Below are 15364 nucleotides of genomic sequence, written 5' to 3' on the forward strand. Positions count from 1 at the left end.
CAGTCCATAATCAAGCACCGTGAAGAGAAATTTCCGCATAGAATATGCTCAACTCCCTCAGCACGGTAAAAAGCGTGAACCCCGATTGGTGAAGATTCCGGATTATCCTGCGCATGGCCAAATCGCTGCTTCCGCCCTGGCGGTGCAGGATGAGCTCCTGTTCATAGGCATCCAGCTGCAGGACAAAACTGTCTGAGGCATTTTCTGCGGAAGATATAAGCTGTCCGTACTGCTCCTGGAGCCGCTGAAGTTCCAGCTCAATTTCCTGTTCAGCCCGGCTGATCTGTACACTGTTTCTCCTCAGACGCTGTTCATGGAGGCGCTTTTGAAGCCGGAAGCTCCTGCGGAAGGGGTCGGAAATATCAACGGCTGCTGTGAGGGTAAATATTTCTTCCCCGGGGTTTTCCAGCAGTCCCGGATTATCTGCTCCTCCCTCTGTCGGCTCAAATGGTGCCTGATAGTTCATATTTATACTCAATCTGGGCGCATCCGCCTGCCCTGCATCCATCAGCGCCGCCCGGGCATTTTCCATGTCGTAGCGGGCCTGCAAAATGTCGGGATCACCCTCGGTCATGCGTCGGCGGAGATCAGCCCAATCGGGAACCTTGGAAAGACGTGCCGGAGAAGGAAGCAGCCGGTCTGAGAGGAGAGCGGCAACGCGCCGGTCATCCCTGCCCAGGTCCGCAGATATGCTGCGCTGAATCTCTCTGATACTGTTTTCCAGCTCTCTGAACCGGGTTTTTTGCACTTCCAATGCATCAGCTGCGGCATCCAGCTGATTTTGAGACGCAAGCCCCAGTTCCGCATCTTCTGTGATCTGCTGAAGTTCTATCTCCTGAATACTGATGCTCTCTTCCAGCAGATGAAGCTCCTGTATGAGATCCAGCCGCCGGCTCAGACGCCGGAGCATCCCCAGGCTCTGCTGATTAAGCCCTTCATCGTAGTTCAGCTGTGCCAGGGTAACCCCGTTTTCCGCCGCCTTCATTCCTGCATCAAGGACATTGAAGCGCAGGAAGCTGCCGTCAAGAAAGAGGGGCTGGGAGAGTCCCGCCGACACTGAAGGGGAAAGAGCAAACGACCATTCATCTTCAGGGGATATCCGGTTTTGTGACAGTCCTGCGGATGCGGTTGCGAAGAGCTGGCCTCCGGTGGGCAGGGCCTGGTCTGCGGAAAGGCTCATTGACCAGTCAATGGACTCATCGTCCCCGGGATCGTTTCCCGGAACCGGCTGTGCACTGAAATCCGGGCCCCTGGTATAGCTGAACATGCTGCCTCCCCCGGAGGGAGAACCCGCCCCGCCGATGCTCAGGCCGGGCAGTATGCTGCTTCGCTGAAACCGGTATTGGGCCTGTGCAGATTCCAGGGCTGAGTCCAGAAGCTGTATTCCGGCGCTCTGCACCATGCCCTGCCGTATTTCCGGCAGCAGCCTGCTGACCACGCTCTGCCGGGGCAAATTATCACCTGTAAGGCGGAATACCGCTTCTTCAGCGCTGCGGGAAAGCAGCTCAGGATCCGTTTCGGACAGCTGTTCCGGGGCATCGGGCAGACGGGGATATTCGGGAAGCAGAATGCTGAATCCGTCCTCTTCAGCTGTTGCCGGAGCTGTGTCCGCTGCTTCATTCTGCTGGGCGTGAAGGATTCCGTTACCTCCGGATAAACCCGGAAACAGGAACAGGAGAGCAAAAAGCCCCAGGGTCAATACACCCCTGGCACCCTTAAGATTTCCGCCGCCGGATTCTTCCGCCCGCTGTTCAGGGCTCTCTGCGTTACGCCGGTCGTAGAGAAGACCGTACAAGCCGGGAATAATAAAGAGGGCGGTAATGGTGGAGAAGAGCAGGCCGAAAATAATAGTGCTCGCCATTGGTCCCCAGACCACCGAACTTCCGCCGATCCCCAGCGCAGTGGGAAGCAGTCCTGCAATGGTTGTGAGAGATGTGAGCATAATGGGGCGCAAACGGGTTCCCGCTGCTTCCCGTACCGCATCCCCCACCGAAGCTCCTTTATCCCGCAGCTCGTTAATAAAACTGATGAGAACAATCGCATCGTTCACTGCGATTCCCGCCAACGCAACCCCTGCATAGAGCACAGTGGTGGAGAATGCGGTTCCGCTGAGTGCAAGGTAGAGTACCACTCCCACAAACGAAAAGGGTACCGAAATCAGAATAATCAGGGGCTGGGAGTAGCTCTTGAATTGAGCTCCCAGGATGAGATATATCAGAAAAATCCCTAACAGAAAAACTCTGAGAATCTGAATAATCAGATCCTGAAACTCGGAGAACTCACCGCCGGTTCCGAACTCCACATCCGGATAGCTAGAGGCCAGCTCAGCCGCAAAAAAGGCTTCCACATCCTGATTTACTACAGCCAGATCCAGATTTTCCACGGCATCGGCGGTTACGGTGATCTGACGCTTCCCCTCCACCCTTCGGATGCTTCCCGCCGAACTGGGAAAATCAACAGATGCCACCGAGGAAAAGGGAATGAGCCGACCGGACTGGGTGGGGATCGACGACTGAACCAGATCATCATACCGTGCCGTTCCCGGAGTGGCATAGCGAAGAACAATTTCAATTTCCTCATTATCCTCGAAATACCGTCCCAGCACCAGTCCGTCGAATTTGGCACGGATGAAGTTGCCCACCTGGGACACCGAAAGCCCCAGTGCTGTGGCCCGCTCCTCATTCACCTGTATCCGGATTTCCGGATTTCCCGGCTGATAATTGTCCTCCACATTGAATACTCCATCGGCTCCCCGGAGATATTCCTGGAGATCCTCCGACGATGCGATAATCTGTGGGTAATTATCGCCGCTTAAGGTAAAGGAGAGAGGTGAAGATGTTGGAGGCCCGTTTACCGCTTTACGGTACACCATCTCCTCCGGTCCTGCCAGGCTGCTCAAATCACTCTGAACATCCCGGATAATCGCATCGATGCTCCGGCTGCGTCCCTGTTCAACATCGGTGAGATCGACGGTTATTTGTCCCACATTGGATGACGAATCGACCGAGGTGCTTGATGCCAGGCTTCCGGCGGTTGAAAGCACCGAGAGCACCTCTCCATCCCCCACCCGGTCCATCAGGCGGTTTTCTATCCGGCCGAGCATGGCGTCGGTTTGGTCCAGGGGAGTTCCCCTGGGCATGGTGATATCTATGGTGAAATAGCTGAAGTCCTCGGCAGCAAACAGGTCCTGATTGAGTAAGGGAATGAGGGCAAAACTTCCTCCGGCAACCACCAGTGCGCCGGCCAGCAGGAGTCCCCGCCTGGGATACACCCGGGCGAAGAGGCGGTCAAACCGGGTGCGGATTACTTTGAACCAGGCTCCATGTTCACGCCGGGGACGATTCTTCCGCTCCCTGCCCCAATCGGCGAAATGGGAGGGAAGAATGTACAACGCCTCCCAGGTGCTGGCAATCAACGCTATGGCCACCGTAAGAGGGATTACCCTGAGGAAACGCCCGATGGTGCCGGGAATGATCATCAGGGGCAAAAAGGCAGCAACGGTGGTCGCGGTTGCCGCAATTACCGGCCAGACCACCTGATTGGTTCCGGCTATTGCCGCATCGTGCCGGGAAAGTCCGCTCTGCTGCATACGGTATGAGTTTTCGATAATTACAATGGCATGGTCCACGATCAGTCCCAGCACCAGTACAAGCCCAAAGAGGGTATTGGTGTTGATGGTTTCTCCAAGAAGTTCGAGAACAATAAACGTCAGGGCAAAGGTTACCGGTATGCCCAACGCAGTCATCAGGGCATTCCGCAAACCGATGAACAGGGCCAGAATCACCACCAGGAGAGCAAGTCCCATGAGGGCGTTCCCCGTGAGTACTGATAGGCTGTCGCGAATCTGTACCGTGGAGTCGTTCAGCAAGGTAACATCCAGCCCCCCGGGCAAATCCTCCTCTCTTTGGGTCAAATAATCCCGAATGCCCTGTACCACATCCAGGGAGCTGCCGCCGGGAACCTTGGTGACCCGGAGGGCAAGGGAGGTGTCGCCGTTGATTCTGCTTATCCCCGAGTCGGGATCAAATCCATCGCTCACCCGGGCCACATCCCTCAGTCTGATAATGCCGCTGCCGTCATTTCCGCTTCTGCGGATTATCACGTCCTGAAAATCATCGATTTCCCGGATGCTTCCCACGGTGCGCAGAATAAACTCCCGGTCTTCGGTGCTGAGAGTCCCGCCGGGAATGCTGGAATTTCTATCCTGCACCGCCTGAAGTATTTCGCTGCTGCTCAATCCCAGAGATGCCATCCGGGAAGGATCGGCTGTCAGGGTAATTTCCCGGTCCCGCAGCCCCACAATATCGGCGGATGAAACCTCGCTGATTCCAAGAATATCATCCTGAAAACGGAGAGCCTGCTGCCGCAGTTCCGCATAGGGCAGATCACCGCTGAGCACCACCTCAATGACCGGAGCAAAATCCGCCGAGGAAAAGTCATCCACCACCGGATTCAGGATTCCATCGGGCAAATCCACCCGGTTAAAACGGGTCTGGCTGTCCTGGAAAAGGGTCTCAAAACGCTGTTGACTGATGCCGTCGTCGAACTCAACCCTCACCACCGAGAGTCCCTCGCTTGTTGTGGAACTGATCGTCTTCAGGTTATCAATTCCCTGAAACTCGTTTTCAACAGGTATGGTGACAATGGTTTCCAGATCCTCTGCGGAAACGCCGGGGTATGGAACAATAATATTCACCCAGTAGAAGGGTACCTCGGCAAACTGCTCCTGGGGCAGCTGAAGCATGCTGAATGCCCCCAAGGCAATCACGGTGAACATGAGAATATTCACCAGAACCGGATTTTTCACGCTCAACGCACCGATTCCCCGTTCCAGCCGTGTGGTGTCAGGTTTTTCAGGGTATGCAGCAGTGCCGGATCCCTCATTGGAACCGGCTCCGCCATTGGATTCGTGTGTGCTCATTTCAAGTCTCCATGTGTAATTTTCTGAGTTTGCTCCCGGGGCAGGTGATGGTCTGCCCCGCCGGGAAATTCAAGGTGAGAATCAGTTCATCTGCGCGATTCGGTCTTCGGTTCGCACAGGATCCCCGTCATTGAGATTGCCAAGACCGCTGATGAGAACTCTCTGTCCCGGAAGTTCTATCTGATTTCCGGCGGAGCGCACCGCCGCCATGGAACCGTATTGATCAAGCACCTCCACCTGCTGCTTCACCGCCGTTCCTTCCCGGAGAAGAAATATGGAATCCACTTCTTCCCGTATCAGAGCCCCTGTGGGCACAATGGGCTGCAGCCGTTCCACATCGCTTTGAATCTCCACTTCCGCGCTCATCCCCGCTTTGAGAATCTCAGGCCTGGGATTGTCAAACTCCACAATCACCTTCCAGCTGCCGGTCTGGGGATCGCTGCCTGCGGCAACGGCCTGTACGAATCCTTCGCCCAGAATTTCCCCCCTGGGGCTGGATATGCGGATTCGGGCCTCCTGACCTTCCTGAATCAGAAAAATCTGATCCTGTCCCAGGGACAACTCCACCCGCAGCCGTTGCAGGTTCACCACCCTGGCAAGCCGGGTTCCCGCTGAAATTCTGTCTCCGGGTATGAGCCCTTCGGCCTTGTCTGCAACTCTTCCTTCAATAGGTGAGGAAATTCTGGTATTTTCCAATGCATCCCCGGCCTGCTCAAGTCTGGCTGCCAGCCCGTCCACCCGGGCCTGGGCCTGGTTGTAGGCAGATTGGGAAATGGAGCCCCGTTCGTACAATGCCCGCTGGGATTCCAGATCGATTAGTGCACTATCGTACTCACGGCTCAGCTGGCGGAAATTCAAATCAGCAATATGGTCATCCAGCTGGAGGATGACTTCTCCGGTCCGGATCCGTTCCCCCAGTTCAAAATTCACTTCGGTGATAATTCCCGGGTTCACTGCACGAAGGATCACTTCTTCAAAGCCCCGGATAATTCCGCTGGCAAACACGCTGCTTCTCAGGCGACCCTCCTGAATGGTTGCGGTTTTTACCGCAGGAGGATCTTCGGGTGCAGATTGCCGGGAAATGGAATCCCCGGCCTGTGTGCCGGCAGAACCGTCCTGATCCTCTGCCGGAGAGCAGGACAGAATAAGAACCGGGAAAATAAGAAGAGCCAGTATCTGAAGCAGCCGCACACTACCGTGTATGTTTTGTGTTCTGTGTTTCATATTTCACCTCATAGTTGGGGCAAACGCCCTTTTGCGGCAGAGCCCGGGGCAGGAACCCCTGATCGGCTTTTTGCCGGCACGTTATATTCGGAAGGCGAAATGCATGTTCGCATCCGTGTATTGAACGTACAAAGATCACATTATGAAATCAACAAAAACTTTACAGATGTGACTAAGTTTTTCGAAGGGATTTTACTACACTTCGTGATATTCTTTTTTCTGGTCAGATTCACACAGGAGATCTACACTGATAAAGAAAGTGATAATGAAAACAGAGCCCGGGGAATCCCGGGAGAACGTATTGGACCGGTGAGTATTCAGCAGAAAGGAGGCTTGGTATATGCCGGATAAGGTAACAATTCGTGATTGCAGCATCGGATATGAACTGAAGAACGGTGAGGGGGTAACCAAGCTGCTTCTCAACGGTATCGGAATGTCAATGAATCACTGGATGCCCTTCGTGGATGCATATTCACAGCACGCCCCGTTTCTCCTTCATGACTTCCGGGGGCAGCTGTTCAGTGAGAAACCCCGGGGAGGATACTCCCTTCAGAATCATGCCGATGATACCGTTCAACTGATGGATCATCTGGGAATTGAAACTGCGGATATTATCGGTACATCCTACGGTTCAGAAGTTGCCATGGAATTTGCAATTGCATATCCCCGGAGGACCAGAAGCCTTGTGATCATCGACGGAGTAAGCGAGCTGGACCCGGTTCTCACCGCAGCAGTCGAAAGCTGGAAGAGCGCAGCTTTGAGCGATCCCAGGGTGTTCTACCGCAGCCTCATACCGTGGAATTACTCCGCAGGATATCTGGAAACCCATCTGGCCCAGCTCCGTGAACGGGAGGAACTGGTTGCCGGACTTCCACAGGAGTACTTTCAGGCCTTTGCTTCTCTCTGCGATGCATTCGCAGAAATAGATCTGACCCCACGACTTGAGATGATACAATGCCCAAGTCTGGTGATGGTGGGTGAGAATGATATTCTTAAACACCGGGGCTTCGCCCGAATTATCGCCGACAATATTGCAGGATCCAGGCTTGAAATAATCCCTTCGGCCGGTCATGCTGTGGTGATTGAGCAGCCCGGGGAAGTTGCCCGGCGAACCCATGATTTTCTGAAGCAGCTGGAGTAACCTATGATTCCGTCCAAAAGTATCAGCCCGCAGGTGCACAACACCCGCCGGGCACTGGCAAAAAAAACCGCTTCGGGGGCACAGCCGCCATCCGAACCTTCCATGCCCCCGTCCCTCCCCCGGGACGAAGCCGGACCGGAGTACCTCCAGCTTGAAAAGCTCTTCCGCTCGGCACTCTCCCGGCAGCGTCTACCCGATGAGCTGCTGGAAGAACTTTTCCAATGGGGCTGGGAACAGGCGGTTACGGGAGACCGGCCGGATTTTATGGGCGACATCGCAGACCTGTTCGCCATGCAGTACGACGAACATGCCGACCCGCTGAACAGGGACGACTGGCAGAACCTGTCCCAACTGACAGCGGATTACGATTCCGAACTGGATATTCAGCTGCTGGAGTATATCATGATGCAGGTGGTGGAACACCACGGCATGGATTAAATATCTCGGCTTCCGCAGCTCCCCTCCTTGCCCTTGGGCCGCCATCTGCCTAGAATTCCGCCTGCATCCGGCTGTCACTCCCTGACAATATCATCGCTGAACGGAGAATAGTGGGGAACATCCACCGGACATATCATTTTTCTGATGAACAGGAGAGATACGGCGGCGGCTGCGGAGACGAAGATAAATACCACAGTGTATCCGATAATTGATATCAGCCCGCCCATGATCAAGGGAAACAGGGCCAGAGAAATATTGAAGGTTCCGAACATACCGCTGTACAGAGCCCTGTTTTCATCGCTGCTGATCTCCATGAGCACAGCATCATCTGTCATTTTCTGAGCCCCCAGATACAATCCTGTGAAAATAAAAACCGGCAGGAAACCCTGGAACGGGAACAGCCGTGCCGCCGCCAGTGCAAGGAGGGGCACGGAAAAGCCCAGAATACTCCAGACCCTGAGCATCCCCTTGAACCCGAAGCGCTTCACCACCCGGTGCCAGAGCAGATTCCCCAGCACCATGCCTCCGATCTGAATCAACACCAGATTACCTATCATCCCGGACTGCACCTGGTACACCCGGTTGGCCAGAGCCACATAAAACGGAAGAAGCACGGTACCGAATCCCAGGAGATTTGCGGATATCACGTAGCGACTCAAAGTATGATCTTTTTTCAGATATTCAGGAATTTTCCGTAATATGCCTGCCGCAGTTTCGGCATGCTCCCCTGACTCAACCGGTTTTTCCCTGATGAACCAGAACCCCAGGCTTGCCAGCAAAAGACTCGCGGCAGACAGGGCAAACAGCAGAGGGTAGCTATTCTCAGCTCCCAGAACAGCCAGAATCTGCCGGGTAAGCAGGGCGGAGAGAAGTATTCCCATGCTCATTACCAGTTGACGGCGAAGAACGAATTTCTGCCTGTCACCAGATGTAAACGATTTTCCCACCAGGTCGATGTAGCTCACCCCGGCAAATGCACCTCCCAGGTTAAACAGCAGCAGAAGGGAATACAAAGAAACCAGCAATACCGAAAGAGAATTTCCCCTTCCGTGAAACAGAAGCAGGGCAAGGCCCCCAAGGGAGGCAATCCGTAAATAAATACCCCCCAGAAGAGCTGGTTTTTTCCGGGATCGGGTGTGAAGCCAGCCTGCAAAAAGGAGCTGGGCGGCCAGGGGGACCCCCACCATAATGGCGGTGAGAATGCCCACATGAACTTCAGTCCCCCCCTCGCCGAGAATCAGTGAGGGAAGTACGGTGTTAATATCAGTGAAGGTAACCGTTACGGCGAGCAGGGCCGAGTGCCAGTAAAATGCAGCGCTGTTCCGGGGCCGGGAATTACTCATGGCTGAAAGTATATAGTAGATGAGAAAATCCGGCCAGCAGTGATGATTTTCCAGCAGATGTCTACAAGAAGTTATTTACCATGAGTTATCCGCATCGGCATATGTTCAGGCTCTGCTGCCCCCCGGGGTAAAGATCAGAGTAGTATCCCCGGATAATTGTTTATTGTACCGGTAGCCCTCTATCTCTGCTTCCTTCAGCGCTTCCAGGCTGAATTCTTTCCGGGACAGAATCCACGCTGCGGTATGACCCCGCATCTGCTTGGATAGGGCACTCACGCTTTTCCACTGCCCGTTTTTCCATTGCCTGAAATCAACCTTGGTTACCGGCAGAACATCCCCGGGAATCATCCGGGAGAATTCAGTTGAGCAGAGATCAATGATATGGTCCAGGCGGCCGGCAGATTCCAGTTCCCGGAAATACCCTGCCACCCGGGGGCGCCAGAATTCAAGGAGGCTGTTATTTCCAGGCCGAACATCCCCGTGTGTTAAATCCAGCCGATAGGGCTGAATACAACTTTCCTGGCGAAGAATCCCGTAGAGGGCCGATAAGATGAACAGGCGGGAGCTACCCGCGGGCCGTTGATTGTTGAACGCCGAGAACGCGGGCCCCCGATACAGTTGGGCCGCAGGCATGCAGGGAGCATTGCCGCCGCCCCAGGACTGCCAGGTTGAATAGATGGCTTCTGCCTTTTGCATTCCCAATTTTGAACCATAGGTAAAATACTCGGGAGTTTTCCCTTTCATAATGGCGGCAATCTCCCGGGCTTCAGCCATAAATCCGGGAGCAGAACCTTGATCGCCGGTAAGCGGGGGCCCCGGTACATTCTGCGTCTTGGACGGTGAAAGGCATACTGCGGCAGCGATCATGAATTCTCCTTTGCGGACCTGATTTTTTTCCCCTGTGTATATTTCAACTGGAAAAATCCAACCGGGATAGTTACCATGTAATATATGAATACAATCCGCTTCAGTGAAGAAGCTGAAGAGCAGCAGGAAAGGTACAACAGCAGGGCAGAGAGTGACAATCCCTGGACGATTATCGTGGCGGATGATGAAGGTGATGTACACATGATCACCAAACTGGTTCTGGAGAACTTCCGTTTCGACAATCGGCCGGTTGAAATTCTCAGCAGCTACTCCGGTGAAGACGCCCTGAAAACACTGGAAAAACATCCCAACACTGCGGTGGTGCTCCTTGATGTGGTAATGGAGAGCTATACCGCCGGTCTTGATGTGGTGAATCAGATTCGAAATCATTTTCATAATCAGGAAATACGAATCCTCCTGAGAAGCGGACAGGCAGGCTATGCGAATGTCTCCCAGATTATCCAGGAATTTGAAATCAACGACTTCATCCGGAAAGAAAACCTGCGGTACCAGGATCTGAAGGATGCGGTGACCCTGGCGCTCCGGGCATTTCGCGATATAAAGCAGGCTCAATATAAGACAGAGGGAGAAAACCGGCACAATGATGAACAGGGCTGCGGTGACTGACATGAAAGTCCGGCTTGGCGGCTGTCGCTTCATTTCCGGCGGCATGGGCCCCTTGGGTTTACTCCCGGTTCTGCTGGGCATCTATTTTTTTATCAGCCCGGTTGAGCCTTTGCGCTCGCAGACTCTTCAGGCAGCATTCATTCCCGATTTATATCCCCTATCGTATCTTGATCAGGACGGTACACGGACAGGATTTTATATAGACCTCTTACAGGCCCTGGCAGAGGAGCTTGACTACGAGATTCAGTATCGGGATGGAAGCTGGGGGGAAAGCTTCCAAAGAACGGTGGATGGCGACCTGGATCTTCTTATCAGTGTGACCTATACCCCTGAAAGGGATGAATTTCTGGACTACGTTCCCCTGCGGGTTTTGACTGGATGGACCCAGGTAATTCTCCCGCAAAATTCTGATGTTGAGAACGTAATCGATTTACAGGGTCTTTCTGTGGGGGTTATGCGGGGTGATAACAACGGCGAAGCTTTTGTGGATTTCGTGGGGAGCTTTGAAATTTCTCAACCCCGTCTCATCATTTATGACAGCTTCTCAGAAATTCTCACAGCTCTTTCAGCCGGCGATCTGGATGCAGGAGTTGTTCAGAGCTTCACCCCGGTGGAAAATTATCCGCGGCTAAAACGCAGCGCCATCATGTTCAATCCCTTTCACACCAGTTACGCAACTGCTTCGGGGAATATTCCCCAGGTAATTGAAGATATGGAAACGATTATAGGCAGATGGAAAGAACAGGAAAGTTCACCATATTACCGGATTTTCAACAGGTACTTCGGCGGAGCTGAACGGGTTGTCATCCCACCCTGGCTTACGGCAATTATGATAATATTGATTCTGACTGCCGTATTTTCCTGGCTGATTGTCCGTTACCTCACCCTGGCCCTTCGACGGAGCAATCAGAGTCTGGAAGAACTGAATGCAACTCTTGAGGAAAAAGTTGAGCAGCGCAGCAGGCTTCTGGAAGATTCACGTAAAGAACTTCTGGAAAAGGAAAAAATGGCTGCGCTTGGAAACATGGTGGCCGGGATCGCCCATGAAGTCAACACACCCGTGGGAGTGGCCGTTACCGCATCCAGTTATCTCCAGGAAATGGTTGGGAAAATCCACCGGGACTATCAGAATGACGCACTCAGTCAAAGGGCATTCCGGGATTTCATCAGTCAGGCAGAAAGTTCCAGCGTCATGATACAGAGCAATCTTCTCCGGGCAGGGGAACTGATACAATCGTTCAAGGAGATATCAGTGGATCATTCCGTTGATGAGCCCCGAACAATCAACCTGCGGGAATACTGCGATTCAGTTTTACTCAGTTTATCACCCCGCCTGAAAGACTGTCCTGTGGAGTACCGGCTTCAGGCCGAGGATGCCGAATTACACATACGACCGGGAAGCATCGCACAAATCCTCACAAACCTATTCGAAAACGCCCTGATACACGGTTTTCCCGAAACCGAAATGCCCTCCTCACCTCTCATCAGTATAACTACCGGCATAGAACAGACAAACGGCATCCCCCACTCCACCCCGCCCCTGCGTACTTTGAAGATTGTGGTGGAAGATAACGGAAAAGGCATAGATCCCCACATACTTCCCAGGATCTATGAACCGTTTATCAGCAGCAAGCGCTTTGAAGGTTCCTCCGGGCTGGGCCTGAGCATTGTTCATAATCTTGTTGTGCAGCAGCTGAACGGTACCATCAGAGCCGAACCCCGCCCCGGCCGGGGAACCTGCTTTACAATTCACATCCCCCTCCCGGATTAACCTGAATCCATCCCCTAGTGACAGACCCTCTATTGTTAAGTATATTACTTATATTATATATGATTTTTTTAATAAGGAGAGGGTATGAGCTATTACATGAATACTGAAGTGAAAGGCACATTTGAAGATGTTATCGGCCGGACCGGCGAGGCCCTGGCGGCAGAAGGATTCGGGGTACTCACGGAAATTGACGTAACCGCCACCATGAAAAAGAAGCTGGACGTGGATTTTCGGAATTACCGTATTCTTGGAGCCTGCAACCCTCCATTCGCCCATAAGGCTCTTCAGGCGGAAGATAAAATCGGCACCATGCTGCCCTGCAACGTTATTGTTCAGGAAACCTCTCCGGGAACCGTGGAAGTTGCCGCAGTGGATCCCATCAAGTCAATGGCGGCGGTTGAAAATTCCAGCCTCGAACCCATTGCCCGGGAAATCCGCGAAAAACTGGAACGGGTGATCGACGCCCTCCGCTGAGAACAGTGGGATTTTCTGGCGCCTCCCGGGGCGCCCTCAGGGGCTCCCTCCTGAATCAACTTTCAAATTTTCCAGGCAAAAACTGTGGACGTCAATTATACTGACAATATATACGGCAGTGTAAATTTTACGTAAACGCCATCCGGGTTTACAGCACAGCCCGCTGCCGGGGAGCATGGAATGACAGTAACCGTGAAACTTCGGATTATTGTGGGAGTAGTTGTACTCCCTGTTTTGCTGTTGGGAGCCTTCGGCTTTGCGCTGTACACCAGTACATTCAATCAGGTATACGATGAAGAGAAACAGGGACTGTTGGCCCTGGCGGATCTGGTGGCAGAGGAATTGTATATTCCCATTGCACAAAAATACCAGATTCTGCAAAGCCTCCGCACAGACCGCCAGTTCAAGGAAGCAATAGAGCTTCTCCCGCTGAATACGGTGGATTATGAAGCGATGCGCAATGCGGTGCCCGACTATGAAGATCTGCGAAACAGACTCATCGATATCACCACCGGAACGCCCATTGATCTGCTCTATGTTGCCAGTGAAGACGCACAGATTCTCTTCTCCGACCGGGAACCTGAGTTGCCCGCATCCTATGTTCCCCGGGAAAGACCCTGGTATACGGGAGCCGTTGAACGTTACCGGGAATTCCAACGCTCCGGAGCCTCCGCCGAGGATATTATCGGAGGAGGCAATACGGTCACCGGCTCAAGGGAGTCTTTGTTCTTCTTCACTCCTCCATACCCCACCGCAGAAGAAGGAGCAGAGCAAAGTTATGCGGTTACCGCTTCAGCCGTCATCCTTCAGGGGAACCAGGTGAGGGGAGTGGCCGCACTGGATTATGACATTGCCGAGCTGTCCCAGGTCGCTGCTAATCTGGCCCGGGAACATGAAATTCTCATCGCACTGTACGATCCCCAGAGCATGAGCCAGATTTTCAGCCTACAGAGCGGATTTCTGGACCCCAGCGATGATGCAAATGCCCTGAGAAACGTGGCGCTGAATCTGGGCTATGACCCTGAAAAAGTGGATACTCTGGTTCAGGAAATCCAGAATATCGGTGAGGTGTACTTTGAGGGCAACAGCGCTCAGCTGGGCCTTTCCATGCTGCAGACCACCGAGATGAGGGGAGCCCCCATCGGCATAATGGTGGGACAGAGTCTGGATGAAGTCGTCGCCGGCGTACGAAGCAGAGTATTCCCGCCCATCTTCATTGGAATTCTCATTGCAATAATCGTCCAGATGGCCGGGGTGTTCTACATCGGCAGATCGGTGTTCCGGCCGCTGAATCAGCTCACCCTGGCCATTCAGGAGCTGTCACAGGGAAGCGGCGATTTAACCAGCAGCATTGACGTGTACAGGAGAGATGAGTTCGGTACAATCTCATCAGGATTCAATGAATTTGTATTGAAGCTCCACGATATTGTGGTGAATATCAAAACTGCAGCTGAAGTTGTAACCCGGGAAAAAGAGGATCTTCTCTCCAACACCGAAGAATCCGCCAGTGCTGCAACCCAGATTACCGCCAACGTGGATTCTGTAAAATCCCAGATTGCCAATCTGGATGAGCAAATTCAATCGGTCTCCTCCGCCATGGAGGAAATTCAGGCCACTGCGGTATCGCTGAATTCCAACACCGATACCCAAAAATTGGCGGTGGATCAGGCGACCGCCTCCATAGAACAGATGGTTGCCTCCCTGAGATCTGTTGCCGGAATCGTCCAGGCAAAACAGAATGCCGCAACAGAACTTCAGTCAGTTATTGAAGATGCGGGATCCAAGGTGAACGACGCCGCAGAAGCGTACAACGAGGTGGTTCAGCTTGCTGACAGAATTTCTGAGATGTCCGAGGTGATCCAGAACATCGCAAGCCAGACCAATCTTCTGTCCATGAATGCCGCGATAGAAGCAGCCCATGCAGGCGAATCGGGCCGGGGATTTGCAGTGGTCGCCGAAGAGATTCGGAAGCTTGCCGAGGTCGCCCAGACGAACTCCACCCAGATCACCGATGTTGTAAACGAAATCACCCGCAAAGTGGATGTCGCCGCTTCGGTGGCAACCAATTCAAGCAAAGCCTTCCAGCAGGTGAGGGATGAAACCCAATCCACAATTCAGGCTCTGAATGAAATCAACAGTTCAACCCAGGAGCTTTCCGAAGGCGGCGAGCAGATTATTCAGGCCAATTCCGCCCTGAACGAAGTATCCACATCGGTGCAGCAATCCGCCAAAGAGATGGAAAGCACGGTGGCCATGGTTACAAAATCCACCAATGAGATAGCGGATATCAGCCGTTCAGTTAACTCTGCAATGTCAGAAATTGCCACCGGCGTGAATGAGGTGTCCCTCAGCTCCGACCACATCCGGGAAATCAGTTACCGCCTCTCTGACTCCTCCAAGGCCCTGAACGCGGAGACAGAGAAATTTATTACCAAGCAATCGGCGAATGTTCCGGAACCAGATGCCGGGGCAGATCCCGAGGTTGAAGCCGTTCCGGCAGCGGATGTTGAACCGGAACATGACGGCGGCCAGGCATCCTGAGAGGGCAAAGTTTTCGA

At 53.3% G+C, this 15364-nt stretch carries 10 protein-coding genes; 6 read left to right on the forward strand and 4 right to left on the reverse strand.

Going from position 1 to position 15364, the window contains the following annotated elements; all coding sequences use genetic code 11:
• Positions 1-10 precede the first annotated feature (10 nt).
• Positions 11-4921, reverse strand: coding sequence for an efflux RND transporter permease subunit (locus tag L21SP2_RS18120; protein WP_024268928.1), 4911 nt, complete (start codon positions 4919-4921; stop codon positions 11-13).
• Between the two features lie 81 nt (positions 4922-5002).
• A complete protein-coding gene (locus L21SP2_RS12635; protein WP_024268929.1) occupies positions 5003-6145 on the reverse strand; it encodes an efflux RND transporter periplasmic adaptor subunit in 1143 nt (380 codons plus the stop codon).
• Positions 6146-6485: 340 nt separating this feature from the next.
• Between L21SP2_RS12635 and L21SP2_RS12645 the strand changes: the two genes are divergently transcribed.
• Together L21SP2_RS12645 and L21SP2_RS12650 are read left to right on the forward strand one after the other, a co-directional pair.
• Positions 6486-7286 carry an alpha/beta fold hydrolase gene (locus tag L21SP2_RS12645; RefSeq protein WP_024268931.1) on the forward strand — a complete coding sequence of 267 codons (801 nt, stop codon included), beginning with the start codon at positions 6486-6488 and terminating at the stop codon, positions 7284-7286.
• Between the two features lie 3 nt (positions 7287-7289).
• Positions 7290-7724, forward strand: a complete 435-nt coding sequence (locus tag L21SP2_RS12650; RefSeq protein WP_024268932.1) for a hypothetical protein — start codon at positions 7290-7292, stop codon at positions 7722-7724.
• Positions 7725-7798: 74 nt separating this feature from the next.
• Here L21SP2_RS12650 and L21SP2_RS12655 read toward each other — a convergent pair whose 3' ends face one another.
• Together L21SP2_RS12655 and L21SP2_RS12660 are read right to left on the reverse strand one after the other, a co-directional pair.
• Positions 7799-9067: an MFS transporter gene (locus L21SP2_RS12655; protein ID WP_024268933.1), complete on the reverse strand. Its 1269-nt coding sequence runs from the start codon at positions 9065-9067 to the stop codon at positions 7799-7801.
• A 105-nt stretch (positions 9068-9172) separates the two neighbouring features.
• Complete coding sequence (locus tag L21SP2_RS12660) at positions 9173-9934, reverse strand: YaaA family protein (RefSeq protein ID WP_024268934.1); 762 nt, start codon at positions 9932-9934, stop codon at positions 9173-9175.
• A gap of 84 nt (positions 9935-10018) precedes the next feature.
• Between L21SP2_RS12660 and L21SP2_RS12665 the strand changes: the two genes are divergently transcribed.
• The 4 genes from L21SP2_RS12665 (at position 10019) to L21SP2_RS12680 (ending at position 15347) form a co-directional block, all read left to right on the forward strand.
• Positions 10019-10561, forward strand: a complete 543-nt coding sequence (locus L21SP2_RS12665) for a response regulator (RefSeq protein WP_024268935.1) — start codon at positions 10019-10021, stop codon at positions 10559-10561.
• A complete protein-coding gene (locus L21SP2_RS17455) occupies positions 10536-12332 on the forward strand; it encodes an ATP-binding protein (protein ID WP_024268936.1) in 1797 nt (598 codons plus the stop codon). The genes L21SP2_RS12665 and L21SP2_RS17455 overlap by 26 nt, the downstream gene beginning before the upstream one ends.
• A gap of 84 nt (positions 12333-12416) precedes the next feature.
• Positions 12417-12806 carry a DUF302 domain-containing protein gene (locus L21SP2_RS12675; protein ID WP_024268937.1) on the forward strand — a complete coding sequence of 130 codons (390 nt, stop codon included), beginning with the start codon at positions 12417-12419 and terminating at the stop codon, positions 12804-12806.
• 180 nt (positions 12807-12986) lie between these two features.
• A complete protein-coding gene (locus tag L21SP2_RS12680) occupies positions 12987-15347 on the forward strand; it encodes a methyl-accepting chemotaxis protein (protein ID WP_024268938.1) in 2361 nt (786 codons plus the stop codon).
• The last annotated feature ends 17 nt before the right edge of the window (positions 15348-15364 follow it).

Source organism: Salinispira pacifica, from assembly GCF_000507245.1.
GTDB classification, from domain to species: Bacteria; Spirochaetota; Spirochaetia; order DSM-27196; family Salinispiraceae; genus Salinispira; species Salinispira pacifica.

Excerpts from the sequence above, each read along its gene's own strand:
- L21SP2_RS12645 (WP_024268931.1), top strand. The coding sequence starts at position 6,486 with ATGCCGGATAAGGTAACAATTCGTGATTGCAGCATCGGATATGAACTG.
- L21SP2_RS12655 (WP_024268933.1), bottom strand. The coding sequence starts at position 9,067 with ATGAGTAATTCCCGGCCCCGGAACAGCGCTGCATTTTACTGGCACTCG.
- L21SP2_RS12680 (WP_024268938.1), top strand. The coding sequence starts at position 12,987 with ATGACAGTAACCGTGAAACTTCGGATTATTGTGGGAGTAGTTGTACTC.
- L21SP2_RS12660 (WP_024268934.1), bottom strand. The coding sequence starts at position 9,934 with ATGATCGCTGCCGCAGTATGCCTTTCACCGTCCAAGACGCAGAATGTA.
- L21SP2_RS12675 (WP_024268937.1), top strand. The coding sequence starts at position 12,417 with ATGAGCTATTACATGAATACTGAAGTGAAAGGCACATTTGAAGATGTT.
- L21SP2_RS12635 (WP_024268929.1), bottom strand. The coding sequence starts at position 6,145 with ATGAAACACAGAACACAAAACATACACGGTAGTGTGCGGCTGCTTCAG.
- L21SP2_RS17455 (WP_024268936.1), top strand. The coding sequence starts at position 10,536 with ATGATGAACAGGGCTGCGGTGACTGACATGAAAGTCCGGCTTGGCGGC.
- L21SP2_RS12665 (WP_024268935.1), top strand. The coding sequence starts at position 10,019 with ATGAATACAATCCGCTTCAGTGAAGAAGCTGAAGAGCAGCAGGAAAGG.
- L21SP2_RS18120 (WP_024268928.1), bottom strand. The coding sequence starts at position 4,921 with ATGAGCACACACGAATCCAATGGCGGAGCCGGTTCCAATGAGGGATCC.
- L21SP2_RS12650 (WP_024268932.1), top strand. The coding sequence starts at position 7,290 with ATGATTCCGTCCAAAAGTATCAGCCCGCAGGTGCACAACACCCGCCGG.